Below are 26,390 nucleotides of genomic sequence, written 5' to 3'. Positions count from 1 at the left end.
TCAGGCGTCGGTCCTACGTCAATGCTTCCGTGAAAAGAAACTCGCGGTTAGAGTGACGTTCAAACAGGGAGGTGTGGTGACGTGCGACTGACCCCGACCGAGCGCGACCGGCTGCTGCTCTTCGGCGCCGCCGAACTGGCGCGGGCGCGCCGGGCCCGTGGCCTGAGGCTCAATGTCCCCGAGGCGACCGCGCTCATCGCGGACACCGTCTGTGAGGCGGCCCGCGACGGCCGACGGCTCGCGGAGGCGATCGAGGCGGCCCGCAGTGTGCTGGGCCCCGACGATGTCCTGCCCGGTGTGGCGGATGTGGTCACCGAGGTGCATGTGGAGGCCGTCTTCGACGACGGTTCACGGCTCGCCGTGGTCTCCGAGCCCATCGGAGGCGGCGGACTCGGCGACGGTGCGCCCGGCGCCGTACTGCCCGCTCCGCCGCACGCCGAGCCCGAGCCCGCACTCGGGCTCACCGTGCGCAACACCGCGGCCGTGCCGGTCAGCGTCACCTCGCACTTCCACTTCTTCGAGGCCAATCCGCGACTCGACTTCGACCGCGCCGCGGCGTACGGGATGCGGCTCTGCGTGCCCGCCGGGTCCTCCGTCCGCTTCGACCCGGGCGGCGAGGCCGAGGTCGGCCTGCTGCCCATCGGCGGCGACCGGATCGCGATCGGTTTCGCGGGCCTGGTCGACGGCCCGCTGGACGCGCCCGGCGCGAAGGAAGAGGCGCTGCGGCGCGCGGCGGCCTGCGGCTATCTGGGAGCGGAGCGTTGAGCGCCGCCTCGCGCCGTACGCCGCGTTGTACGCCGCGCCCCGCGACGGGCGCCGCCCCGCGCCCCGCGTCGTACGCCCACCACGAGCTGGAGGTCCGCTCATGACCGGCACCGACAGGACCGGTATCGATCCGTACGAGTACGCGTCCGTGCACGGCCCCCGCGCCGGGGACCGGGTCGTGCTCGGCGACTCCGGGCTCGTGGTCCGCGTCGAGTCGGACACGCAGAAGCCGGGCGACGAGTTCCTGGCCGGCTTCGGCAAGACCGCGCGCGACGGGCTGCACCTGAAGGCCGCCGCCGTACGCGAGACCTGCGATGTCGTCATCAGCAACGTGCTTGTCATCGACGCCGTACAGGGCATCCGCAAGGTGTCGATCGGCATTCGCGAAGGCAGGATCCACGCCATCGGGCGGGCCGGGAACCCGGACACCCTCGACGGTGTCGACGTCGTCGTCGGCACGGGCACGAGCATCGTGCCCGGCGAGGGCATGATCGCCACCGCCGGAGCCGTCGACACCCATGTCCATCTGCTCTCGCCGCGCATCATGGAGGCCTCGCTCGCCTCCGGTGTCACCACCGTCATCGGCCAGGAGTTCGGCCCGGTGTGGGGCGTCGGCGTCAACTCGCCCTGGGCACTGCGCCACGCCTTCAACGCCTTCGACGCCTGGCCGGTCAACATCGGCTTCCTGGCGCGCGGTTCGTCGTCCCACGACGCGCCTCTGGTGGAGGCGCTCGCCGAGGGCGGCGCGTCCGGCTTCAAGGTCCACGAGGACATGGGCGCGCACACACGGGCTCTCGACACCGCGCTGCGCGTCGCCGAGGAGTACGACGTCCAGGTCGCGCTGCACAGCGACGGTCTGAACGAATGCCTGTCGGTCGAGGACACGCTGCGCGTCCTGGACGGCCGCACGATCCACGCCTTCCACATCGAGGGCTGTGGCGGGGGACACGTACCGAACGTGCTCAAGATGGCGGGCGTGCCGAACGTCATCGGCTCGTCCACCAATCCGACCCTGCCCTTCGGACGGGACGCGGTCGCCGAGCACTACGGGATGATCGTCTCCGTACACGACCTCAAGACCGATCTGCCGGGCGACGCCGCGATGGCGCGGGACCGGATCAGGGCCGGAACGATGGGTGCGGAGGACGTGCTGCACGACCTCGGCGCGATCGGGATCACCTCGTCGGACGCGCAGGGGATGGGACGCGCGGGCGAGACCGTACGCCGCACCTTCGCCATGGCCGGGAAGATGAAGGCCGAGCTCGGCCCGATGGAGGGCGACGGCGCGCACGACGACAACGCGCGTGTGCTGCGCTACATGGCGAAGCTGACCATCAACCCGGCGATCGCACACGGCCTCGCGCACGAGATCGGCTCGATCGAGGTGGGCAAGCTCGCGGACATCGTGTTGTGGAAGCCGCAGTACTTCGGGGCGAAGCCGCAGCTCGTACTGAAGTCGGGCTTCCCGGCGTACGGGGTGACGGGCGACCCCAACGCCGCGACCGACACCTGTGAACCGCTCGTCCTCGGACCGCAGTTCGGGGCGTACGGAGCGACCGCCGCGGACATCTCGGTGGCCTTCGTGGCGAAGGCCGCGACCGAACTGGGCTCCGACCTGATGCCGACGCGCCGCCGCCGGGTCGCGGTACGCGGCACACGCGGCATCGGCCCGGCCGATCTGCGGCTCAACTCCCGCCTCGGCGAGGTCGGGGTGGACGGCGCCAGTGGCCTGGTCACGCTCGACGGCGACCCAGTGCGGTCCGAACCCGCCGACTCGATCTCCCTCAACCGCCTCTACTTCCTCTAGGAGTCCGACGACATGACCTTCCGTATGCCGCCCGAGTGGGCCCCGCACGAGCGCACCTGGATGGCCTGGCCGGGCCCCAATGCCACCTTCACCGGGGACGATCTCACCGAGTCCCGCCGGGCGTGGGCGTCCGTCGCCCGGGCCGTACGCCGCTTCGAGCCGGTCACCATGGTCGTGAACCCGGGCCAGGCCGGGGGTGCCCGCGCACTCCTCGGCCCGGACATCGACATCGTCCAGCGCGAGCTGGACGACGCGTGGATGCGCGACATCGGTCCGACCTTCGTCACCGACGGCACCCAACTGGCCGCCGTGGACTGGGTGTTCAACGGCTGGGGCGCGCAGGAGTGGGCCGGCTGGGAGCACGACGCGAAGATCGCCCGGCTTGTCGCGGACCTCGTCGGCGTGCCCTCGCACAGCTCACCGCTGGTCAACGAGGGCGGCGGCATCCATGTCGACGGCGACGGCACGGTACTGCTCACCGAGACCGTGCAGCTCGGCCCCGAGCGCAACCCGGGCTGGACGAAGGAGGAGGTCGAGGCCGAGATCCATGCCAAGCTCGGCACGACCAAGGCGATCTGGCTCAAGCGCGGCCTGACCGCGGACTATCCGCCGCACGGCTACGGCACGCTCGGCCATGTCGACATCGTCGCCGCATTCGCCGGCCCGGGGGTGGTAGTCGCCCACAGCCAGCCGGACCCCGCCCACCCCGACCACGAGCTCTGCAAGGAGAACGTGGAGATGCTGAAGTCCCAGAAGGACGCACGGGGCCGCCGTATCGAGGTCGTCGAGGTCCCGGCGCCGACCGTCGTACGGGAGGACGACGGGGCATGGGTCGACTACTCGTACATCAACCACTACGTCTGCAACGGCGGCGTGGTGCTGTGCGCCTTCGACGACCCGCGCGACGAGATCGCGGCGGGCATCTTCCGCCGCCTCTACCCCGACCGTACGGTCACGCTGGTCGACGCCCGCACGATCTTCGCCGGTGGCGGCGGCATCCACTGCATCACACAGCAGCAGCCCAGGGTCTGATGTCCGAGGCCCTGTGCTCGCGCAGGGCCGAGGACCGCTGGATCGTCCTCGGCGACGAGTGAGATCAGGTAGAACATACGGGTGAATGTGTTCCTCAACGCGAGATGCGGCCGTTCTCCGAGCGTGCCGGTGGCCGCCGTATGAGCCCCGCCGCGCGCCGCCGCAACATCGCGCCGCCACGGGAGTCCGTCCTCGTCGCCGCCATGGCGACCATCGCCGAGCGTGGCCTCGACGGGCTCACCATGGCCGGGCTCGGCCGTGAGGTCGGGATGAGCAGCGGGCATCTCCTCTACTACTTCCGCACCAAGGACGAGCTGCTCCTGCAGACCCTCGAATGGAGCGAGGGCCGTCTCGGTGCCGAGCGCAGTGCCCTGCTCTCCCAGCAGGCCTCCGCTGCCGAACGCCTCGACGCATACGTCGATCTCTACATCCCCGACGGGCCCCGCGACCCCCACTGGACGCTCTGGCTCGAGGTCTGGAACCGCTCGCAGAACGCCGAGGCCGACGCCCGTGCCCGGCAGGCCGCCATCGAGGGCGCCTGGCACCGGGACCTCGTCGCGCTGATCGCCGAAGGCATCTCGCGCGGCGAGTTCCGTACTGTCGACCCCGACCGCTTCGCCGCCCGGCTGCGCGCCCTCCTCGACGGTTTCAGCGTTCATGTCGCCGTCGGAATACCGGGTACAGGACGCGCCCAAGTCCTCGCCCACGTGCGGGAGTTCCTCGACGAGACGCTGCTCGGGCCCGCCCGCTGACCGACCTCCCGGGAACGCAACGTACGCAAGTACTCCCGATCGTTGCCGCCTGCCGTCTTGTTGAGGTAGTGCCCCTCCGGCACGGTTTCACCTCATGGGACGAGAGCACTGGAAGAAGATCTGGGTCGGTTCCGCCGGCAACATGGTCGAGTGGTTCGACTGGTTCGTGTACGCGAGCTTCGCGACCTATTTCGCGGGGGCGTTCTTCCCCGAAGGGAACGACACCGCCAAGCTCATGAACACCGCCGGCATCTTCGCTGTCGGTTTCTTCATGCGACCGGTCGGCGGCTGGCTGCTCGGCCGGGTCGGTGACCGCAAGGGCCGCAAGACGGCGCTGACCCTGACCGTCAGTCTGATGTCCGCATCCGCGGTCCTGATCGCGATCGCGCCCACCTACGGCGTCGCGGGCTACGGCGGCGCGGTGGTGCTGCTGATCGCCCGCCTCCTGCAGGGCCTCTCCGTCGGCGGAGAGTACGCGGCCAGCGCGACCTACCTCACCGAGGCCTCCGCCCCGGAGCACCGCGGCTTCGCCTCCAGTTTCCAGTACGTGTCGATGACCGCGGGCCAGATCGTCGGCCTCGGTCTGCAGATCATCCTGCAGCGCACCATGTCCGACGACGCCCTGCACAGCTGGGGCTGGCGCATCCCGTTCATCATCGGCGCGCTCGGCGCGGCGATCGTCTTCTATCTGCGCCGCAACATGCTCGAGACCGATGTCTACGAGGAGTCCGGCGACGACACCCCCGCCGGGGACAAGGGCACGATCAAGGCCCTGTGGGCGCACAAGCGCGAGGCGTTCCTGGTCATCGCCCTGACGATGGGTGGCACCGTCGCGTACTACACGTACACGACCTACCTCACCAAGTACCTCTCCAACTCCGCCGGGCTGCCCAAGCAGACCGCGACCCTGGTCTCCTTCTGCGCGTTGATCGTCTTCGCCTGTCTGCAGCCGCTCGCCGGGAAGCTCTCCGACCGGATCGGCCGCCGTCCGCTGCTGATCACGTTCGCGGTCGGTTCGACCTTCCTGACCGTGCCGATCATGACGATGCTGAAGCACGCGGGCTCGTTCTGGTCGGCGCTGGGGCTTGCGCTGCTGGCCCTTGTGGTGATCACCGGCTACACGTCGATCAACGCGTGTGTGAAGGCCGAGCTGTTCCCGACGGGTATCCGAGCGCTGGGTGTCGCGCTGCCGTACGCCATCGCGAACGCGCTGTTCGGCGGCACGGCGGAGTATGTGGCGCTGTGGTTCAAGGATGCGGGGCTGGAGTCGGGCTTCTACTGGTACGTGGCGGGCTGCGCGGCGGTGTCGCTGGTGGTGTACCTGTCGATGCGCGAGACGCGTGACATCGACCTGAAGCGGGTGGCGGCGACGGCGCCCGCGCGCAGCGAGGAGGTTCCGACCCCGGCCCGGGTGAAGTAGGAGGGGCCCTTTCCCCGGGGCTCCGCGGCTGAATTTCGGCCCCGGACCCCGCTCCTCAAACGCCGGAGGGGCTGAGATGTGCCGCCGACGAGGCTGGGCTTTCCCGTCCGACGGGCGGGAAAGTCAGCCCGTCCGGCGATTGAGGACACGCCCGAAGGGCGTCCCGGGGGCACAGGGGCGGAGCCCCAGGGGCGCGCCTCAGGGGAGCCCCCGGCTCAGGCGCCCGCATGGTGAGACCCCACCCCGCCCGCCGCACGGCGTATGGCAGACTGCGACCGTGCTTTCGTTCGCCATGATTATGGGCAGCAGGCGCGCCGGTCCTCAGTGATCGCCTCGTACCAACAACTACGACGCGACCACCGTGCCCCAGACCCGCGCGCAGACCTCTCGCACCCGCGAGGGGTTTTTTCGTTTTACGGCTCCACCTCGGCCGGAAGCGAGCAGCGCGCGATGATGGGGGCAAGTGGAGCCAGTAATTCCGGGAGCCACTCATCCGACAGGAGTCAACACAGCCATGACCACACAGGCCACGGACACGGAGACCGACGACAGCTTCCATGTCTTCGACACGACGCTGCGGGACGGCGCGCAGCGCGAAGGCATCAACCTCACCGTTGCGGACAAGCTGACCATCGCACGGCACCTGGACGACTTCGGCGTGGGGTTCATCGAGGGCGGCTGGCCCGGCGCCAATCCCCGGGACACGGAGTTCTTCTCGCGTGCCCAGCAGGAGATCACCTTCCGGAACGCACAGCTCGTCGCCTTCGGCGCCACCCGCCGCCCTGGCGCCAAGGCGTCCGAGGACCCGCAGGTCAGAGCGCTCCTCGAGTCGGGTGCACCGGTGATCACGCTGGTCGCCAAATCGCATGACCGGCATGTGGAGCTGGCGCTGCGGACCACCCTCGAGGAGAACCTGGAGATGGTCCGCGACACCGTCTCCTACCTGCGTGAGCAGGGCCGCCGGGTGTTCGTGGACTGTGAGCACTTCTTCGACGGCTACCGCGCCAATCCGGAGTACGCCAAGTCCGTCGTGCGCACCGCGGCCGACGCGGGCGCCGATGTCGTCATCCTGTGCGACACCAACGGCGGAATGCTGCCCGCCCAGATCCAGGCCGTTGTCTCCACCGTCCTCGCCGACACCGGCGCCCGCCTGGGCATCCACGCCCAGGACGACACCGGCTGCGCCGTCGCCAACACCCTCGCCGCCGTCGACGCGGGCGCCACCCACGTCCAGTGCACCGCCAACGGCTACGGCGAGCGCGTCGGCAACGCCAACCTCTTCCCGGTCGTCGCCGCCCTGGAGCTCAAGTACGCCAAGAAGGTGCTGCCCGAGGGCGCGCTGGCCGACATGACCCGGATCTCGCACGCGATCGCCGAGGTCGTCAACCTCACGCCCTCCACGCACCAGCCGTACGTCGGTGTCTCGGCCTTCGCCCACAAGGCCGGACTGCACGCCTCCGCCATCAAGGTCGACCCCGATCTGTACCAGCACATCGACCCCGAGCAGGTCGGCAACACCATGCGGATGCTCGTCTCCGACATGGCGGGCCGCGCCTCCATCGAGCTCAAGGGCAAAGAGCTCGGTATCGACCTCGGCGGTGACCGTGAGCTCGTCGGCCGGGTCGTCGAGCGGGTCAAGGAGCGCGAGCTCAGGGGCTACACATACGAGGCGGCGGACGCCTCCTTCGAGCTGCTGCTGCGTGCGGAGGCGGAGGGCCGGGCCCGCCGTTACTTCCGTACGGAGTCCTGGCGGGCCATCGTCGAGGACCGCCCCGACGGCACCCACGCCAACGAGGCCACCGTGAAGCTGTGGGCCAAGGGCGAGCGCATCGTCGCCACCGCCGAGGGCAACGGCCCGGTCAACGCACTCGACCGGGCGCTGCGCGTCGGCCTGGAGAAGATCTACCCGCAGCTCGCCAAGATGGAGCTGGTCGACTACAAGGTCCGCATCCTCGAAGGTCGCCACGGCACCGAGTCCACGACCCGCGTACTGATCACGACGGGCGACGGAAGCGGCGAATGGGCCACGGTCGGCGTCGCCGAGAACGTCATCGCCGCCTCCTGGCAGGCTCTGGAGGACGCGTACACCTACGGTCTGCTGCGCGCCGGCGTCGAACCGGCCGAGTAGCCCTCGCAGGTCAGGACCGGAGCCGCCACTTCTGGTTGGCGGCTCCGGTGCAGGCCCAGATCTGTGCGCGGGCGCCGTTCGCCGAGGAGTTGTCGGAGACGTCGAGGCACTTGTCCGCCGGGACGTTCACCAGATCACCGCTCGACGGTTCGTAGCGCCACTGCTGTGCGCCGGAGCCGTTGCACCCGTACAGCTGGACCTTCGCGCCGTTCGCGGTCGAGCCGGCGGTCACGTCCAGGCATGTGCCGAGCGCCTGGACGGTGCCGTCCGCGCGGACCGTCCACTGCTGGGCGGCGGAGCCGTTGCAGTCCCAGAGCTGGACGGCCGTGCCGTCCGCGCCGGCGCCGCCCGCCACATCGAGGCATTTGCCCGCCAGGCCGGTCAGGCTACCGGTCGCGTCCGAGCCGCCGGCCTGTGTGCCGGACCAGGTGAAGGTCGCGGATGTCTTGCCCGGCAGTGAGTAGGTGGCGTGCTGACCGCCCCAGTTGACGGTGATCGTCTGTGCTGCCGAGCCGTCGTTGTACGCGATCAGCGCCTTCGAGCCGTCGGGGTTGCGCCAGGCCACGTTCGGCACGGCCGAGCTCGCCGTCGAGGCGATCCGGTGGGCGCCGGGCCGCACGAACTTGGTGAGGTGGCCCATCGTGTAGTACTCGATCATGTAGTCGACCTGGCCGTGCCGACCGTCGCCGTTGTGCACCGTGACGAGTCCGTCGCAGACTCCGCAGCCGCCGTTGTGCGGGCCCCGGTTCTGGTCGACGGCGAGGGACCACTTGGTCACCGACTTCGCCCAGTTACGGGTGTAGTCGATGATGTTGGTCATGTCCTCGCGCTGCTGGTTGGCGATCCAGGTGCCGCCGGAGTGCTCGGTCTGGAAGGCGTCCAGCTGCGGATACTGGTTGTGCACCTCGGTCTGCTTGGAGATGTTCCCGCCGTAGCCGTGCCAGGCGATCCCGCCGAAGTTCGGGTGGCTGCGGACCGCCGCGTCATTCACCGTCGGGGCGGCGTACGCGTCGTAGGTGTCCCAGTTCCAGTCGTGCGCCAGCACCTTGGTCGGCAGGCCCGCCGCCTGGAGCTTCGGCAACAGCTCGCTCTTGGTGAAGTACGCGAGACCCGAGCCGTTCCAGCTCATCGACGGGTAACTGTCGCAGCAGGTCGGCTCGTTCTGCGCGGTGACGTAGTCGACCGGGATGCCCTGGTCGCGGTAGGCCTGGAGATACTTCACGAAGTAGTTCGCGTAGGCGCCGTAGTACTCCGACTTCAGCCAGCCGCCGTTGAGCTGCCCGCTGTCCTTCATCCAGGCGGGTGCCGTCCATGGCGAGGCCACCGTGGTGAGCGCCGGATTGAGCTGCTTGGCCTGCTTCGTCAGCGGCAGTACGTCGGCGAGGTCGTGCGCGATCGAGAACTTCGACAGTGCCGGGTCGCTCTGGCCGGCCGGCACATCGTCGTACGTGTAACCGAAGCGGGCCAGGTCCGAGCCGCCCATCGGATTGCGGACGAAGGAGAGCCCGATTCCCTCGGTCGGCGAGAAGAGCTTCTTCATTGTCGCGTCACGGGTCGCCTGGGACAGCGCTCCGCTGCCCTTCATCAGCCAGGCCGCGGTGTCCGTGAAGGAGGCGCCGCCGCCGGTGAAGGTCTGGAAGCGGGTGTTCTCGTCGACGGTGATGTTGGTGCCGCTGCCGCCGCTGCCCGCCTGGAAGTTGACGGGTGTCTGCTGCTGGAGGCCCCGGGTGACATGTCGGCCGCCGGCGTCGTCCGTCGTGGTCAGCCAGATGTTCACCTGCTCGCCCGCGGCGTGCGCCGAGCCGGTCGTCAGACCGGTGAGACCGGCGGCGGCCAGGGCCGATGCGAGCAGGATTCTGATCGTTCCGGTACGTCGTGCCATGGGCTGGGCCCTCTCCGGCAGTGGTGTGGGGGACGAGGCGTGAGTGAACTGCCGCTGCGTACAGCCGTCAAGGGTTTGCGCATTCAGAGCCTGAACACACAAGACCCCGCACCTGCCTGGAACTTGGGATTCGGCCGATCTCGGTGTGAAGTCTTGACGACAGGACCCGGTACGAGTTGACTCGCCGCGCACCACCGGTACCGGTTCCGGCACCGGTTCCAGACCTCGACGCGGAGGCCCCGGAATGCCCGTCACGATCGCCGATGTCGCACGTGAGGCGGGCGTCAGCAAGACCACCGTGTCCCGCGTCCTGAACACCAAGGGCGAAGTCGACGCCGGCACGGCCGCCCGCGTTCGTGAAGTGATCGCAAGCCTCGGCTATGTGCCCAGTCTGGGGGCCGTCGGTCTGGCCCGCGGCAGCAGCCGTACGGTCGGCATGCTGACGCCCCCGCTCACCTGGCCCTGGATGGGCGAAGTACTCCAGGGAGTCGTGGATACCGTCGAGGCCGCCGGATACGGGCTACTCCTCTTCACCTGCAACCGTGGCGCCGAGTCCGTCGAGCACTTCACCAGTCAGGTCTCCGCCCGCGCCTTCGACGGCCTCCTCGTCGTCGAACCCGAGAACACCCTCGACACCATCACCGCGATGCACCGCAAGGGACTCCCGGTCGTCCTCATCGACGACCGCGGCCACCACCCGGAGTTCCCGTCCGTCGCCACCACCAACCGCGAGGGCGGTGCGTCGGCCGCGGGCCATCTGCTGGCGGCGGGCCGCAGCCGCCCCCTGATCGTCACCGGCCGCCGGCACTTCGGCTGCGTACAGGACCGGCTCGAGGGGTTCCTCGAGGTCCTGCCGACCGAGCTGATCGCGGAGGGGGACTTCACCGAACTGTCGGGGCGGCTCGCGGTCGAGCGGCAACTCGCCACGGGCAGGCACTTCGACTCGGTCTTCGCGCACAACGACCTCAGCGCCGCGGGGGCGCTGCGGGCGCTGCGTGCCGCGGGCCGGTCCGTGCCGGACGACATCGCCGTCGTCGGCTTCGACGACATCCCCATGGCCCAGCACACCGAGCCCCCGCTGACCACTGTCCGCCAGCCCATGCGGGAGATGGGCGAGACGGCGGCACGGATGCTGCTGGCCCATCTCGGCGGCACGGCCGCTCCCCATGAACCCGTCATCCTGCCCACCGAGTTGATCGTCCGCCGATCCGCGCCGTCGTCATGACGAGGGGTTTGTTGAGCCCGTCCGGCGATTGAGGACATGGCCGAAGGCCGTACAGGACCGCACGCAACCGTGACCCGCACTCAAGGAGCCGCAATGCCACGCCTCAGAACCAGAGCCGGAACCGGAAGCGGAACCAGAACCAAGACCAGAACCAGAGCCGGAACCAGAGCCGGAACCGCCGTGCTCGCCGCGACCGCCGTACTCACCGGCCTCCTCGCCGCAGCCGTTCCGAGCGCCGCCGCCGACGACCCCGCACCCGTCACCGTCGACGCCTTCGAGGGGGAGGTCCCCTTCGCCAACCCCCCGGCCGAGGGGATCTTCACCTGGGGCAGCGACGCCGACGACCAGCCCAAGCTGGAGTTCAAGGAGCGTGCCGACGCCCCCGAGGGCGCCAAGGTCCTCGAAGGCACCTACGACATCAGTGGCTGGGGCGGACTCACCCACGACTTCGCCTTCGACAAGCCCGCCCACGACTGGACCGCCCACAAAGGCATCCGTTTCTGGTGGTTCGGCCAGAACACCGCCCCGCTGCCGCCCGGATCCGGCAAGCGGATCAACTTCGAGCTGAAGGACGGCGGCGCCAACGGCGAGGCCTCCGAGCTGTGGACCACGTCCTTCACCGACGACTGGGAGGGCTGGCACCTCGTCGAGATCCCCTTCGCCGACTTCGTCTACCGCGCCGACTACCAGCCGGTCGGCGGCATCGACCACATCCTCGGCCTCAACGCGATGTGGGGGTACGCGCTCACCCTGCCCACCGGCGCGCCCGGCAGGTTCGCCATGGACGGCGTGCAGCTGTACGGCAAGGCCGACCCGGCGCTGAAGGCAAACGTTGTCACCGACGCCGCCGTGTACCCGGTCGCCGAGGGCGGCACCGCACAGGTGAGGATCTCCGTCGCCACCACCGGATCCGGCCCGATCGACGAGCCCGTCACCGTGGCGTACACGACCGAGGGCGGCACCGCCGAAACGGGCACGGACTACACACCGGTCTCCGGCACGGTCACCTTCCCGGCCGGTTCTGCTTCCGGCACGTCCCGGACCGTCGCCGTGACCACGAAGAAGGACCGCACGGCCGAGTCCGCGGAGACGATCCCGCTGAAGCTCACGGTCACCGGCGCCAAGCCCCCGGCCGAGACCCCCCAGGTCGTCGTGGACGCCCACGGCCTGCCGTATCTCGACAAGCGCCTCCCGGTGAAGAAGCGCGTCGCCGACCTCCTCTCCCGGATGTCCCTCGCGGAGAAGGCCGGTCAGATGACCCAGGCCGAGCGCAACGCCCTCAAGTCGCAGGGGGACATCGCCGGTTACGGCCTCGGCTCGCTGCTCTCCGGCGGCGGCTCGGTGCCCACCCCCAACGCCCCCGAGGCATGGGCAAAGATGGTCGACGCCTACCAACTGCGGGCCCAGGCAACGCGGTTCCAGATCCCGCTGATCTACGGCGTGGACGCGGTGCACGGCGACAACAACGTCATCGGGTCGACGATCATGCCGCACAACATCGGCATCGGGGCCACCCGCGACCCGGCCGTCGCCGAGAAGACCGGCGCGGTGACAGCGAAGGAAGTACGCGCCACCGGCATTCCATGGGACTTCGCGCCCTGCCTCTGCGTCACCCGCGACGAGCGCTGGGGCCGTTCCTACGAGGCCTTCGGCGAGGACCCGGCCCTGGTCACCGCCATGGAGACGGTGATCAAGGGCATGCAGGGCGCACCGTCCGGCAAGGACCTCGGCCGCAATGACAAGGTGCTGGCCACCGCCAAGCACTTCGTCGGCGACGGCGGTACGGAATTCGGCTCGTCCTCCACCGGCTCGTACACGATCGACCAGGGCATCACCAAGGTCACCCGGCAGGAGCTGGAAGCAGTACACCTCGCGCCGTTCGCGGAGGCGGTGAAGCGCGGCACCGGCACGGTGATGCCCTCGTACTCCTCGCTGGACATCCTCGGCGACGACCAGGGCCCGGTGAAGATGCACGCCAGTGCGGAAATGATCAACGGTGTGCTGAAGAACCGTATGGGCTTCAAAGGCTTCGTCATCAGCGACTGGCAGGCGATCGACCAGATTCCCGGTGACTACCCGAGCGACGTCCGTACGTCCATCAATGCCGGACTCGACATGATCATGGTCCCGACGAACTACCCGGACTTCCACAAGACCCTGCAGGACGAGGTCAACGCGGGCCGTATCTCCGAGGCCCGGATCAATGACGCGGTGTCCCGGATCCTGACCCAGAAGTTCGCCCTGGGTCTCTTCGAGAAGCCGTACGCGGACACCTCCAACCTGTCGGAGATCGGCTCGGCCGCACACCGCGCCGTGGCGCGTGAGGCCGCAGCCAAGTCCCAGGTCCTGCTGAAGAACGACGGCGCGGTACTGCCGCTGAAGCCGACCCAGAAGGTGTACGTCGCCGGGTCCAACGCCGACGACCTCGGCAACCAGGCCGGCGGCTGGACCATCACCTGGCAGGGCTCCTCCGGAAAGATCACCACGGGTACGACCATCCTGGAAGGCATCAAGAAGGCCGCTCCCGACGCGGTCACCTACTCCAAGGACGCCTCCGCACCCACCGACGGCCATGACGTCGGCGTGGTCGTGGTCGGCGAGACCCCGTACGCCGAGGGCGTCGGCGATGTCGGCAACGGCCACGACCTGGAGCTGAGCGCCGCCGACAAGGCCGCCGTCGACAAGGTCTGTGCCGCGATGAAGTGCGCGGTGCTGATCGTCTCCGGCCGCCCGCAGCTCATCGGCGACCGCCTCGGCGACATCGACGCCCTTGTCGCCTCCTGGCTCCCGGGCACGGAGGGCGACGGCGTCGCCGACGTCCTCTACGGCAAGAAGGCCTTCACCGGACAGCTCCCGGTCACGTGGCCGAAGTCCCAGGCGCAGCTGCCGATCAATGTCGGGGACAAGGCGTACGACCCGCAGTACCCGTACGGCTGGGGTCTGACCACGCTCAAGAAGCCGCCGACGGGTGAGGAGCTCACCCTCAAGGCCATCGCCGTCGCGGCAAGGATCCTTGAGGCGGCGGGCCGGACGGACTCCCCGGAAGCCCGTGCGCTGGTCTCGCAGGCCCGGCTGATCGCCCAGCAGAAGATCGGTCAGCACATCACCGAGGCTTCGGCGAAGCCCTTCGCCGAAGCGGACCACCTTCTGCTGACCGGGGATCTGGCGGGGGCGGTGGCCAAGCTGACGCTGGCGTACAGGCTGAGTTAGCCCCCAGCCCGCGGGAAACCCAGCCTCGCCGGCGATTGAGGCGCGGGGTCTGGGGCGGAGCCCCAGTTACGGGAAGGGGCGGGTAGGGGAAAGGCCCGCCGCAGGCGTAAGGCTCCGCGCTTGTCCCGATTCGCGCCTATTCAGGTAGCGTCGACAGTATGAAGACCAGGCTGTTCACCGCAGTGTCCGGTCTGCTCCTTGCGTTCTCGGCGACCGCCCTCGTGGCGGCGCCGGGAGCGCAGGCGGCCACCGGCCCCGAAACCGTGGCCGCGGCGCTGAAGAAGGGCCCCGTCTACGTGGACCCGCGCGTCTCCGGCCAGCTGTCCAAGGCCGACGCGAACGCCCTCGCCAAGAAGATCAAGGACGCGGACAAGCCGGTCTTCGTGGCGGTCCTGCCCAACAGCGCGGAGTTCCCGCCGGACTCGGTCCTGCGGAACATCCGTACCGAGACCGGCGTCACCGGCCTGTACGCGATCCGCCTCGGCAATGGATTCAACGCGGGCGCGGACCGCAGCGTCATGAGCAACCAGGCCGTGCAGAACCTGGTCACGGCGGTCAAGACGCCCCCGGGCTCCGACGCCGTCACTCAGCTGAACAACTTCGTCGACCAGGCCCTGCCCCAGGCACGCGGCAGCGCCCCCTCCTCCTGGGGCGCGAGCCCCGACGAGGGCTCGAACATGGGCTCCCTGATCACGCTCGGTGTGGTCCTGGTCGCCGGCGGCGCGGGCGCCTACACCATCGTCCAACGCAACCGCCGGAAGAAGGCCGAGGAGGAGCGGGCCGCCCTCGACAAGCTCCGCGTGGTCGTCGACGAGGACATCACGGCCTTCGGCGAGGAGCTGGACCGACTCGACTTCCACCCCTCGGAGAAGGGCGCGACCGATGCCATGCGCGCCGACTACGAGCGCGCACTCGATTCGTACGACACGTCGAAGTCGCTGATGGGAGCCGCCGAGCATCCCAGTGATGTACGCGGAGTCACCCAGGCCCTGGACGACGGCCGGTACTCACTGGCGGTCCTGGACGCACGCCGTACGGGTGTGGCGGTGCCGGAGCGCCGGGCGCCGTGCTTCTTCGACCCGCGCCACGGCCCTTCGGTCGCCGACGTCTCCTGGACGCCGGCCGGCGCAACCACCCGTGAGGTCCCGGTGTGTGCCGCCGACGCCGCCCGTCTCGAGGACGGCGAGGACCCGATGGCCCGCACGGTCGAGACGGATTCCGGCCGCCGCCCGTACTGGGAGGCGGGACCGGCGTACGGCCCCTGGGCCGGCGGCTACTTCGGCGGCGGAATCCTGCCCGGCCTGCTGGTGGGCACGCTGCTCGGCAGCATGCTCTCCACACCGGCCTACGCGGCCGACTACGGCGGCGGGGACTTCAGCGGCGGCGACTACTCGGGCGCCGACTTCAACTCCTCCGACTTCGGCGGCGGCGACTTCGGGGGTGGAGGCGGCTTCGACGGTGGTGGTGGCGGGTTCGACGGGGGCGGCGGCTTCTAGCGCCCTGGCGGCTCAGCGGCACGGTGCCTCCAGGGGCCGTGCCGGTGCCATGCTGGTAGTGAGCCACGGAGGTCGCGATGGGGTTCTATGCCCAGCGAATCGTGCCGCGGATCGTCGACGTCGCCTGCGGGACGAAGCTGGTCGAACCGCTACGACGCCGAGTTTGCGAGGGCCTGCAGGGTGAAGTGATCGAGATCGGATTCGGTTCGGGGCACAACGTCCCCTTCTACCCGGCGGCCGTGACCGGCGTGACCGCGGTCGAGCCTTCCGATGTCGGATGGCAACTTGCCGGGGAACGCATCAGGGCGGCAACCGTCCCGGTGCAGCGCGCCGGTCTGGACGGCCAGGCGCTGCCCTTCGAGGACGACTGCTTTGACGCCGCGCTCTCCACCTGGACGCTCTGCACCATCCCCGACGCGGGGGCCGCTCTGCGTGAGGTGCGGCGCGTCCTCAAGCCCGGCGGGACTCTGCATTTCCTCGAGCACGGACTGGCCCCGGAAGAGGACGAAAACGTGCGCTGCTGGCAACGGCGGCTCGAACCGCTGAACAAGCGGATCTTCGGCGGATGTCACCTCACCCGGCCGACCGTCGACATGCTGGCGACCGCAGGGTTCACGATTACCGATCTCGACGTCTTCTACGAGAAGGGCGCACCCAAGCCCATGGGCGCCGACTCCCTCGGCATCGCCCTGTCGCCCTAGTCAGCGCTCGGCGACGAAGGTCGCCCAGGCGGCCGGAGTGACGGTGAGGACGGGGCCGGTGGGGTTCTTGGAGTCGCGGATGTGGACGGCGAGGGGATGAGCTGCGACTTCGACGCAGGCGCCGCCCTCGTCACCGCTGTAGCTGGACTTGTGCCAGTCGTAGGCGACTTCGATGCAGTCGCCGCCTTCGTCGCTGCTGTAGCTGGACTTGAACCAGGTCAGTACTGCGGGATTCATTACTCTCCTGCCAGATCGTCCAGCAGGCCCATGCTCTCCTCAGGGGTGAGGGCCTGTGACCGCAGCATCCCATATTTCTGCTGGAGGACACTGACCTCAGCCGGATCATCGACGAGGAAGCTGACCCGCTGCCCCTCGATATAGGCCAGTTGATCGTGATCGGGTGTTTCCAGCAGCACGAAGGCTCCTGCGAGTCCCGCGTGCTTCTGTCGATTCGTCGGCATGATCTGAAGCCCCAGGAAAGGGAGTTCGGCACAGCGCCGAAGATGCCGGACCTGTTCGCGCAGTACCTCCCGGCCCCCGATGGGCCGATGCAGGATGACTTCCTCCAGTAGGAAGTTCATCATCGGCGGCCAGGGCTTTCGCTCGAAGAACTTCTGCCGGTCGATCCGAGCGGACAGCCGTTCCTCGGCGTCCTCCGGGCTGATCGGCGGATAGAGGCAGGAGAACACGGAGCGGGCATAGTCCTCGGTCTGGAGCAGTCCAGGGACGACCTGGTTCTGGTAGGAGAGCAGGGTCAGCGCCTCCTGCTCGTGGTCGATGAAGTCCTGCGCGAACGCCGGATACCGCTCCCGCTCCGGCACCTTGTCCACCGCCGTCTGCAACGCCCTCTTCGTATCGAGCAGTTCATCGAGCGCGATCGCGAGATCCAGCTTGAGCGCCCTGCGCCCCTGCTCGATCGAGGCGATCGTGTCCTCGCCCACGCAGAACTGTGTCGCCAGCTCGGCCTGGGTCATCCGGGCCGCCTTGCGGAAGGTCGCGAGCTGGGCGCCGATCACATGCCAAGAGGTGATCCTCTTGGTCCTTCTGGCTGGGTGCATGCGCTCCCCCTTCCCGTCGCGGGACGTGTACGACCCGTCACGAGTCGTACAACGCGGCTGTACGACCTGACGCACTGATCCATCGTAGTGACTCCCCGTGACAGTGGCCGTATGAACGACGAACCCCAACTTCCGTACTTCCGCGAGGCGTTCTACCGACGGGACCGCCGGTCCGTCTCCGCGGCCAGGGAGTTCATCCGGCAGGCGCTGACCGACTGGGCCACGGCCGACAGGGCGGACGACGTAGTGCTCTGCGTGAGCGAGCTGGCCACCAATGCGCTGATGCACGGTGTGCCGCCGGGCCGCGGCTTCCGGCTGCACCTGTTCCTGCATGCGGACGGCATCCTGCGCGTCGAGCTCCACGACAGCGGCGACGGGTGCGTACGGCTGTCGCCGCCGCACCCGGACGACGAGGGCGGCCGCGGTCTCCTCCTCGTCGCGGCGCTGGCGGACAAATGGGGGGTGGGTGAGCGCAGCCCGGGCAAGACGGTGTGGTGCGAGTTCGCCCTGGTGGCGGATCCATCTCGGATCCGCTACAGAAAGTCGCGAATCGCTACGCTGGGTAATTGATTATGATCGTCTTTCTGTGTTTCCTCGTGCCCATGCGCAAGAGAACGAGGCTCACAGCCTTCGCGGCGGCCGCCCTCACCGCTGCCTTGGTGGCGGCCGGACTCATGTCCGCGTCTTCCCAGTCCGCCCAGGCGTCCGACGAGCATGCCGCCCCCGCCGCCCTGTACCGCTCGGCGAATGCCGTGCCGGGTCGCTACATCGTGACCCTCGGCAAGGGCGTCGACTCCGAGGCGATGACGGGCCGGGCCGGCGTGGAGCCGCTCTTCACCTACAGGTCGGCGATGCGCGGATTCGCCGCCGCGCTCAGCCCGCTTCAGCTCGACCAAGTGCGCTCCACCCCCGGGGTCGTGGCGGTCGAGGAGGACGCCGCGGTCTCGGTGCTGGGATCCCCGGGCAGTGACACCCGGGCAGCGGCCCCGTCGGCGACGGCCTTGTCGGCACCGGCGTCCTGGGGCCTGGACCGTATCGATCAGCACAACCTGCCGCTGGACAAGAGTTTCACCGCGAAGAGCAAGGGCCGGGGCGCCACCGCGTACATCCTCGACACCGGTATCGACTTCGACCACACCGAGTTCGGCGGCCGCGCCAAGCTCGGCTACGACTCCGTCGGGGACGGATGGGAAGGGCGGGACTGCCACGGCCACGGCACCCATGTCGCGGGCACGGTCGCAGGCAAGACGTACGGCGTGGCGCGCGCGGCCTCCCTCGTCAGCGTCCGGGTCCTCGACTGCCTGGGCTCGGGCACCTGGTCGAGTGTGATCGCCGGACTGGACTGGGTGGCTGCCCACGCCAAGCATCCGGCCGTCCTCAACGCCTCCATCGGCGGTGAGAAGTCGGTCGCGGTGAACAAGGCCGTCACCGCCGTCTCGGACAGCGGTGTCCTGCCGATCGTCGCGGCGGGCAACGAATCCGCGGACGCCTGCGACGTCTCGCCCGCGTCCGCGGACCGCGTGGTGGCCGTCGGCGCGACCGACCGCGACGACGACGAGACCGACTTCTCCAACTTCGGCGAGTGCCTGTCGCTCTACGCGCCCGGCGTCGACATCGTCTCGGCCAACTTCTTCGGCGGCAGCGTCGCCCTGACGGGCACGTCCATGGCCTCTCCCCATGTCGCCGGTGTCGCGGCTCTCTACGCGGCGAAGCACCCGAAGGCGCTCCCGAAGGAACTGGCCGCCTGGCTCGAAGACGGGTCCACCAAGGACGTTCTCGGCAACGCCGGCCAAGGCTCGCCCAACCGGCTCCTCTACACCAACGGCCTCTGAAGCGAACCAGACATGACCGAGCGCCCGCCCGGCCGTGGGGACGGCAGGACGGGCGCGCTCGTGGGGCAGACCGGTCGGGCCTACGGGGTCAGGCCTAGGGGATCAGGCCTACGGGGTCAGACCTGCGGCGCGGCCTTGATCGCCGAGATGTCGAAGGTGAGCTTGACCTTGTCGCTGACCATCACGCCGCCGGTCTCCAGCGCCGCGTTCCAGGTCAGGCCCCAGTCGGAGCGGAGGATCTCGGCGCTGCCCTCGAAGCCGACGCGCTCGTTGCCGTACACATCGGTGGCGGAGCCGTTGAACTCCAGGTCGATGGCGAGCGGGCGCGTGACGTCCTTGATCGTCAGGTCACCGGTGATGCGGTACGAGTCGCCGCCGAGCTGCTCCGCCTGCGTCGAACGGAACGTCATCAGCGGGTACTTCTCCGCCTCGAAGAAGTCGCCGCTGCGCAGGTGGCCGTCGCGGTCGGCGATCCCGGTGTCGATGCTGGTGATCTTGACGTCGATCTCGGCGGTGGAGTGGTGGGGGTCGGTGCCGTTCAGCTGCAGGCTGCCGGAGAAGTCGCCGAACGAGCCGCGGACATTGGTGACCATGGCGTGGCGCACCGTGAAGCCGATGCTGCTGTGGGCGGGGTCGATGCTGTACTCGCCGGTCAGAGCGGCGAGCGCCGGGTCCACCACGGTGGTGGCGGTCGCGGTGGTGGTGGTGTCGGTCTTGCGGTTGAAGAGACCCATGACGCACTCCTTGGGGGACGTGGTGGCGTGTTGTTTAAGCTTCAACGACACCGACAGTAGACCTATTCCGTTCAAAGTTCAACATCTTCTCGAGAGGTTCACTCCATCGACGCGGCAGCCCTCTGGCGGACGCGCGTAGATCTCGGGCACCATCTCCCTGCGCCACCTGCACAGCCGTCCCACCGGAGAGCACGGTCACAACGGTCATCAGCAGGAGGGATCCCCCGCCATGAAAGTCCGCTCCGCTCTGAGCGCACTCGCGCTCGTCTCAGGTGCGCTCTTCGCGCCCGGATTCGGTGTCATCAGCGGCGCGACCGAAGCGAACGCCGCCACCAAGATCAGCCATGCCACGGCGACCTCGATGTTCCGCTCGTCCGGGATCACCTGGTCCTCGTCCGGCGGCTGCTCCGACCGCAACAATCCGACGTGTACGTCCTTCGAGCAGCTCAACCTCGCGACCGCGAAGGGAGCGCAGACCCTCAAGAGCGCGACCGGGTGTGCGCTCAACATCACCGGCGGCACCGAGACCGGGCACGCGGGTGGTACGTACTCGCACTGGAACGGCTACAAGCTCGACTACGCCAAGTCGACCTGCGTCACGAACTACATCAAGAACACCTTCAGCTACATCGGCGCGCGTCCTGGTGACGGCGCCCCGCAGTGGAGGTCCGGCTCCGGGAACGTCTACGCGGACGAGGGCAGCCACTGGGACGTCATCTACTACAACTGCGGCGGCTGCTGAACCGGGGCTTCGCCCGGGCAGGTGTCCGGCCGTCCCCCCATGGCGGCCGGACATCCGCACCTTCCCGTAACCGGGGCCCCGAGGTCTCGTACGCCCTTCGGGCGTTGTCCTCGCGGGGTTCGGGGCGGAGCCCCGACGGGGACCCGAGTCGTCAGGAACCGACCGTCAGCGTGAAGCGCCGCGGGTTGCCGTCGAACGCCGCGCCGGAGACATCCGGCTGGCCGTCCGGACGGACGTCGTCGTACGGGAAGGCGTAGCCGATCGGGGTGTTGGCGTGCAGCACGCGCGACCAGTGGTTGGTGGCCGGGTCCCGGTAGTAGTCGGCCGAGGTCGCGCTGTTCGGCTGGTCGGGGTGGGTCAGCAGGGTCGTCCGGTTGAAGCCCGCGGCGAGCCTGGCCAGCAGGCCCTTCTTGTCGTCCGGGTCACCGGGGTTGTTGGCGAACGGGCCGTGATTGCAGGTGAAGATGTCCTTCGAGGTCGGCTTGGCGAAGGTGTGGCCGCCGGTGAAGGTCATGACGTCGCCGTTGACGCGCCCGGTGCGTACGCCCCGCCCGCCCTGCAGGTCGATCCGCAGATCGGTCGAGCGGTACTTCTGCCAGACCTGGTTGATGTAGTTGTCGAAGACGTTCCGGAAGGGCATCTCCGCGGGGCGGTCGAAGTACGGAGCCATCAGGTTCTGCGGTGAGATCACCCGCAGTACCTGGCCGCCGGAGCCGCGGATGACGAGCTTGTCCCATGGCTGGCCGTCGCGGGCCGCCTGGGCGACAAGGCCGTCGGCGATCTTCTGCAGCGCGCCGTTCGGGAGGGCCGCGACCTTGTGGGTGGCGTCGCCGGTCAGCGTGAGACCGATCGGGAGTGCGGTCACCAGGTCGACATAGCTGATGTTGGCGTACAGCTGCGTCGGGTTGAAGGTGAACTCCGCGAAGGACCAGGTGCGGCCGTAGTTGGCGTCGGTGGGGGTCGCGAAGGCCGGCTCGACCAGGGCGGGGCCGGGGTTGACGAAGAAGTTGAGCTTGTTGTCGCGTACGAAGTAGACGCGGGCGCCGAACATCTGCGGCAGGGTCAGCACCACCGGGCCCGCGCCGGCCGCGCGCAGCGGGATGGCGCAGTCGACGGGGAGCGGGGTCTGCGGCGCGGACGGGGACTCGGGGTAGTAGACGCCGCCGCCCGGACGGAGCAGCACCCAGCGTCCGGTGCCCTGCTCATGGCCGGTGACGTACGCGTTGACCGTGCCGGGCAACGACTTGTTCTCCAGCGCCAGTTCGCAGGTGGGGGGCGCGGCCTTGGCGTGCGGGCTGAGAGCGCTTCCCCAGGTGGGGTAGGTGAGCGCTGTCGCGGCAGCCGCGGTGCCGGAAAGGAACATTCGACGGGATATCACGGATGAACTCCTGTACTCGTGGGGGGTGTCCACCACTCTCGCCATGGCCGGGACGGGCGTCAATAGTTGTGACTGAGAGCGCTCTCACAATCTTGGCCGATTCATAAGTTGACGCTGCGGTGGGCGACTTGGACTAACGCGCCGGGGTTGTTGGACTACTGGTCGCCTCGGCGCACGACTTCGTTGACGGTCGTGAGAGCGGAGGACTACGCAGTCCCCATGCCACGAAGACTCCATGCGGCGTGCGCGCTCGTCGCCGCCTCATCCGCCGTGTTCGCCCTGGCCGGGCCCGCACTCCCGGCCGCCGCTGTCCCCGCGGCGGCGACGGCCGCGGCCGAGGACGAAGCCCCCGTCGTCATCGGCTCCGCCCAGCTCGCGGTCGCCGTAGCCAAGGACTTCCCGAGGGTGGTCTCGTACACCGACCGTGCCGGCGGAGCCGAGCTTCTCGGGAGTACGGCTGCGGTGACCGCGGTCACCCTCAACGGCAAGGCGTACACCGTGCGGTTGAAGGGCGAGCCCGCCGTCACGGCGTCGAGCGCCGCCTACACCCTCGCCTTCGCCGAGCTGCCCGGCGTCGAGATCGACGCGACGCTCTCCGTCTCCGGCCGGACCACTGCCTTCAAGGTCACCGCCGTCCGGGACACCGAGGCCTTCCGCGTCGGCACCCTGGACATCCCCGGCCATGATCTGGTCTCGGTCGGCAGTACGGACGCCGGCGCCGAGACCGCCTTCACCCGGCTCGACCCGGACTCGACGAGGACCGCCGACGTCTTCGGCAAGGTGACGGCGGCGACGGCGCCGGACCCCGCACCGGTCGGGGCCTCGTACGCACTGGTCAACACGGGACGGCTGGCCGCGGCCGTCGAGTCGAACTCCAGCTACGACAGGCCGAGCGGCGCGACCGGTGGCGACGACGCCCGCTTCTGGCACCAGGCCCGCAAGGCAGCCGACGGCAGCACGCGCGTCGGCGTCCGGTCCGGGCAGTGGACCTACCGGGGGAGTGGCGCTGCGCGCCCGGAGAGCGGCAAGGACCTTCCCTGGGCGAAGGTCGTCGTCACGCCCGACGCCAACGGCGACCACAAGGTCGACTGGCAGGACGGCGCGGTCGCCTTCCGTGCGATCGGGGTCAAGGCGCCGGGCAGCGGGCAGACGCCCGACCGCGTGATCACGCATATCCCCTTCAACTTCGCCAGCCAGGCCACGCACCCGTTCCTGCGGACCCTCGACGACGTCAAGCGGATCTCGCTCGCCACGGACGGGCTGGGGCAGCTGGCGGTGCTCAAGGGATACGGCTCCGAGGGCCATGACTCGGCGCACCCGGACTACGGCGGCAACTACAACAAGCGCGCCGGCGGCCTCACGGACCTCAATACGCTGCTCAAGGACGGCAAGAAGTGGGGCGCGACCTTCGGCGTGCATGTGAACGCCACCGAGTCGTACCCCGAGGCGCACCACTTCAGCGAGAGCCTCGTCGACAAGACCAAGCCCGGCTGGAACTGGCTGAACCAGAGCTACTACATCGACCAGCGCCGGGACATCAACAGCGGGGATCTGGCACGCAGATTCCAGCAGCTGAGGAACGAGACCGACCGCAATCTCTCCTTCCTCTACATCGACGTCTACTACACCCACGGCTGGATCGCCGACAGGACGATGCAGGCCGTGCAGGCGCAGGGCTGGAACGTCGGCACCGAGTGGGCGGACAAGTTCGAGCGGGCCTCGCTCTGGTCGCACTGGGCCAATGACCTGGACTACGGCGGGCCCACGAACAAGGGCCTCAACTCGCAGATCATCCGGTTCATCCGCAACGGTGAGAAGGACGTCTGGAACAACCATCCGGTCCTGGGCCAGACGGCCCTCGAGGACTTCGAGGGCTGGACCGGCGAGACCGACTGGAACGCCTTCTACGGCAATGTCTGGCAGCGCGATCTGCCCGCCAAGTACCTCCAGCATGAGCGGATCACCCGCTGGACCGGCAATGACCTGGCCTTCACGGGCGGCCTGCGCGGCACGGTCGAGGACGGCCGCCGCACGTTCTACGACCACGGCCGCAAGGTCCTGGACGGCGACCGCTATCTGTTGCAGTGGAACGGCGGCACGAAGCTGTACCACTACAACAAGGCCGGTGGCAGCAGCAGTTGGGCCGTGACCGGCGCGGCGTCGTACAGCGTGTACAAGCTCACCGACAACGGGCGCGTGAAGGCCGGCACCGTACGGCCCGTGGACGGCCGGATCACGCTGACCGCGGCCGCCGGACAGCCGTACGTCCTCTACCCGGACCGCGCGCCCGCCCCGCGGGACCCGCAGTGGGGCCAGGGCGGCCCGGTCGCCGACCCAGGCTTCAACGACGCCGGGACGGCCGCCTGGACCAAGCGGGGCACGGTCGCCCGCCACACCGACGACCAGGGCCGCAACAGCGGCGTACTGAGCGGCAGCGGCACTGCCTCCGTCTCCCAGCGGCTGACCGGACTCACGCCGGGCGCCCGGTACACCGCGTCCGCCTGGATCGAGGTCCAGCCGGGCAAGGAGCGCCGTACGACCCTGTCCGCCGGTGGCGCGTCCGTGGTCGTCGCACGCTCGACCGCGAAGGACCAGGTCGCGGCCTCCGACCGGCACGGCACCTACTTCCAGCGCGCCAAGGTGAACTTCACCGCGCCGCGCGGTTCTGCCGCCACTCTCAGGATCGAGGCGGCGGGCGGCAGTACGGCGACCGTTCGCGTCGACGACGTACGCGTGGTCAGGAACGCTCCGGCGGCCAGGCAGGGCACGGTCGCGTACGAGGACTTCGAGGCTGTCGACCAGGGCTGGGGCCCCTTCCTCAAAGGCGACGCGGGCGGCGTCACCGACCCGCGCACGCACAGCGCGCAGAAGCACGCGCCGTACACCCAGGCCGGCTGGAACGGAAAGCTCGTCGACGACGTGCTGAGCGGCGCGGAGTCCCTCAAGTCCCACGAGGAGAACGCCGGTCTCGTCTACCGCACCGCGCCCTGGACCGTGCCGATGAAGAACGGGCACAGCTACCGGGTGGAGTACGACTACCAGTCGAGCCACGCGGGCGCGTACGAGTGGGTCACCGGCTACGACCGGATCGGCGCCGACGGGGTCCCGGCCTCCGTCGAGACCCGCCGTACACCGATCGGACAGCAGGGGGCACCTCCCATCGGTGGCCGGGGGAAGGCCACGGGCCACTTCACCGAGACCGTCACGGCGGGCTGTGGCGACACCTGGACCGGGCTGCGCAAGCGCGGCGACGCCCCGGACGGTGCGGACTTCGTCCTCGACGGCTTCACCGTGACCGACCTCGGTCCGGCCGCCGAGCAGGCGGCGTGCGGGACGCTCACCGTCGAACCGGCCGCCGAGACGCTGGAACCCGGCCGGAAGAACGAGGTCAAGGCCACGTTCACCAACTACGAGGCGCAGCCCGCGACCGGTGTCGCACTGAGCCTCGCACTGCCCGAGGGCTGGACGGCCGAGCCCGCGGGCCCGGTCTCCGCCGGCTCGGTGGCGCCCGGAGCCAAGGCCGCCGGCAGCTGGCAGGTCACACCGCCGGCGGACGCCAAGTACCAGACGTACACGCTCAGTTCGCAGGCTACGTACACGGTCGGAGGTGAGGCGCGGAAGCTCGGCGCCCAGACATCCGTACGCACCCTTCCGCCGCCGCCCACCGCGGATGTCTGGGCGAGCGACATCGACTGGACGGCCACAGAGAACGGCTGGGGCCCGGTCGAGCGCGATCTGTCCAACGGCGAGACGGGGACGGGCGACGGCAGCCCGCTGAGGATCGGTGGTGTGGCGTACGCCAAGGGCCTCGGCTCGCACGCCCCGGCGAAGGTCCGCTACTACCTGGGCGGGAAGTGCACCTCCTTCACCGCGGAGGTGGGCGTGGACGACGTCCAGACGGCGCGCGGCAGCGTGCAGTTCAGCGTGTTTGCCGACGGCGCCGAGAAGGTGGTGTCGCCGGTCCTGAAGGCCGCTGACGCCGCCTGGTCGCTCACCGCGGAGCTCACCGGCGCGTCCTATGCCGACCTGGTCGTCGGCGACGGCGGTGACGGGAACGGCAATGACCACGCCGACTGGGGGAGTGCGCGCTTCCGGTGCGGTGGGTAACTGCGGCGCGGGCTGGATCCTTCAGCCTCGCCGGCGATTGAGGCACGGGTTCCGGGCGGAGCCACGGCGTGTCCCTTGAGCGGCGCTTGTCCCTCGTGTGGAATACGGAGACCGAGGGGCA

The 26,390-nt window shown here is 69.3% G+C and carries 19 protein-coding genes; 14 read left to right on the top strand and 5 right to left on the bottom strand.

Annotated elements, in window-relative coordinates; all coding sequences use genetic code 11:
* Positions 1-81: 81 nt before the first annotated feature.
* From ureA to cimA, 6 genes are all read left to right on the top strand, one after another.
* Positions 82-765 carry an urease subunit gamma gene (gene ureA, locus ACFWDI_RS19770; protein WP_385305555.1) on the top strand — a complete coding sequence of 228 codons (684 nt, stop codon included), beginning with the start codon at positions 82-84 and terminating at the stop codon, positions 763-765.
* A gap of 100 nt (positions 766-865) precedes the next feature.
* Positions 866-2,572: an urease subunit alpha gene (locus tag ACFWDI_RS19765; RefSeq protein ID WP_385305553.1), complete on the top strand. Its 1,707-nt coding sequence runs from the start codon at positions 866-868 to the stop codon at positions 2,570-2,572.
* A 12-nt stretch (positions 2,573-2,584) separates the two neighbouring features.
* Complete coding sequence (locus ACFWDI_RS19760; protein ID WP_385305551.1) at positions 2,585-3,604, top strand: agmatine/peptidylarginine deiminase; 1,020 nt, start codon at positions 2,585-2,587, stop codon at positions 3,602-3,604.
* A gap of 140 nt (positions 3,605-3,744) precedes the next feature.
* Positions 3,745-4,356, top strand: a complete 612-nt coding sequence (locus ACFWDI_RS19755; RefSeq protein WP_385305549.1) for a TetR/AcrR family transcriptional regulator — start codon at positions 3,745-3,747, stop codon at positions 4,354-4,356.
* 94 nt (positions 4,357-4,450) lie between these two features.
* Positions 4,451-5,776: an MFS transporter gene (locus ACFWDI_RS19750; protein ID WP_385305547.1), complete on the top strand. Its 1,326-nt coding sequence runs from the start codon at positions 4,451-4,453 to the stop codon at positions 5,774-5,776.
* Positions 5,777-6,290: 514 nt separating this feature from the next.
* Positions 6,291-7,904: a citramalate synthase gene (cimA, locus tag ACFWDI_RS19745; protein ID WP_385305545.1), complete on the top strand. Its 1,614-nt coding sequence runs from the start codon at positions 6,291-6,293 to the stop codon at positions 7,902-7,904.
* A gap of 10 nt (positions 7,905-7,914) precedes the next feature.
* Here cimA and ACFWDI_RS19740 read toward each other — a convergent pair whose 3' ends face one another.
* Positions 7,915-9,786: a ricin-type beta-trefoil lectin domain protein gene (locus ACFWDI_RS19740; protein WP_385305544.1), complete on the bottom strand. Its 1,872-nt coding sequence runs from the start codon at positions 9,784-9,786 to the stop codon at positions 7,915-7,917.
* Positions 9,787-10,030: 244 nt separating this feature from the next.
* On the opposite strand from ACFWDI_RS19740, the gene ACFWDI_RS19735 reads away from it, so the two are divergent.
* From ACFWDI_RS19735 to ACFWDI_RS19720, 4 genes are all read left to right on the top strand, one after another.
* Positions 10,031-11,011, top strand: a complete 981-nt coding sequence (locus ACFWDI_RS19735) for a LacI family DNA-binding transcriptional regulator (protein ID WP_362680516.1) — start codon at positions 10,031-10,033, stop codon at positions 11,009-11,011.
* 93 nt (positions 11,012-11,104) lie between these two features.
* Positions 11,105-14,221, top strand: coding sequence for a glycoside hydrolase family 3 N-terminal domain-containing protein (locus tag ACFWDI_RS19730; RefSeq protein WP_385305542.1), 3,117 nt, complete (start codon positions 11,105-11,107; stop codon positions 14,219-14,221).
* 158 nt (positions 14,222-14,379) lie between these two features.
* Entirely contained in the window at positions 14,380-15,717 is a 1,338-nt protein-coding gene (locus ACFWDI_RS19725; protein WP_385305540.1) for a hypothetical protein, read from the top strand.
* 77 nt (positions 15,718-15,794) lie between these two features.
* Positions 15,795-16,418, top strand: coding sequence for a class I SAM-dependent methyltransferase (locus ACFWDI_RS19720; RefSeq protein WP_385305538.1), 624 nt, complete (start codon positions 15,795-15,797; stop codon positions 16,416-16,418).
* Here ACFWDI_RS19720 and ACFWDI_RS19715 read toward each other — a convergent pair whose 3' ends face one another.
* Together ACFWDI_RS19715 and ACFWDI_RS19710 are read right to left on the bottom strand one after the other, a co-directional pair.
* The gene (locus ACFWDI_RS19715) at positions 16,419-16,655 is read right to left on the bottom strand and encodes a DUF397 domain-containing protein (protein ID WP_385305536.1); all 237 of its coding nucleotides are present in this window, start codon (positions 16,653-16,655) and stop codon (positions 16,419-16,421) included.
* Positions 16,655-17,476, bottom strand: a complete 822-nt coding sequence (locus ACFWDI_RS19710; RefSeq protein ID WP_385305534.1) for a Scr1 family TA system antitoxin-like transcriptional regulator — start codon at positions 17,474-17,476, stop codon at positions 16,655-16,657. Before ACFWDI_RS19710 ends, ACFWDI_RS19715 begins: the two co-directional genes overlap by 1 nt.
* Positions 17,477-17,587: 111 nt before the next feature.
* On the opposite strand from ACFWDI_RS19710, the gene ACFWDI_RS19705 reads away from it, so the two are divergent.
* Entirely contained in the window at positions 17,588-18,046 is a 459-nt protein-coding gene (locus ACFWDI_RS19705; RefSeq protein WP_385305532.1) for an ATP-binding protein, read from the top strand.
* Between the two features lie 32 nt (positions 18,047-18,078).
* Positions 18,079-19,308 (top strand): S8 family peptidase, encoded by a 1,230-nt coding sequence (locus ACFWDI_RS19700; RefSeq protein WP_385305530.1) that lies wholly within the window; start codon positions 18,079-18,081, stop codon positions 19,306-19,308.
* Positions 19,309-19,424: 116 nt separating this feature from the next.
* Here ACFWDI_RS19700 and ACFWDI_RS19695 read toward each other — a convergent pair whose 3' ends face one another.
* Entirely contained in the window at positions 19,425-20,042 is a 618-nt protein-coding gene (locus tag ACFWDI_RS19695) for a YceI family protein (RefSeq protein WP_327326289.1), read from the bottom strand.
* A gap of 229 nt (positions 20,043-20,271) precedes the next feature.
* Between ACFWDI_RS19695 and ACFWDI_RS19690 the strand changes: the two genes are divergently transcribed.
* Positions 20,272-20,784, top strand: coding sequence for a hypothetical protein (locus ACFWDI_RS19690; protein ID WP_362680542.1), 513 nt, complete (start codon positions 20,272-20,274; stop codon positions 20,782-20,784).
* Between the two features lie 151 nt (positions 20,785-20,935).
* Here ACFWDI_RS19690 and ACFWDI_RS19685 read toward each other — a convergent pair whose 3' ends face one another.
* Positions 20,936-22,147 (bottom strand): glycoside hydrolase family 64 protein, encoded by a 1,212-nt coding sequence (locus ACFWDI_RS19685; RefSeq protein WP_385305594.1) that lies wholly within the window; start codon positions 22,145-22,147, stop codon positions 20,936-20,938.
* 234 nt (positions 22,148-22,381) lie between these two features.
* Here ACFWDI_RS19685 and ACFWDI_RS19680 point away from each other — a divergent pair, with 234 nt between their 5' ends.
* Positions 22,382-26,269: an endo-alpha-N-acetylgalactosaminidase family protein gene (locus tag ACFWDI_RS19680; protein WP_385305527.1), complete on the top strand. Its 3,888-nt coding sequence runs from the start codon at positions 22,382-22,384 to the stop codon at positions 26,267-26,269.
* The last annotated feature ends 121 nt before the right edge of the window (positions 26,270-26,390 follow it).

Origin of the sequence: Streptomyces sp. NPDC060064 (assembly GCF_042736455.1) — a bacterium.
In the GTDB taxonomy this organism is placed as follows: Bacteria; Actinomycetota; Actinomycetes; order Streptomycetales; family Streptomycetaceae; genus Streptomyces.
This window is presented reverse-complemented; position numbering and strand designations above follow the sequence as displayed.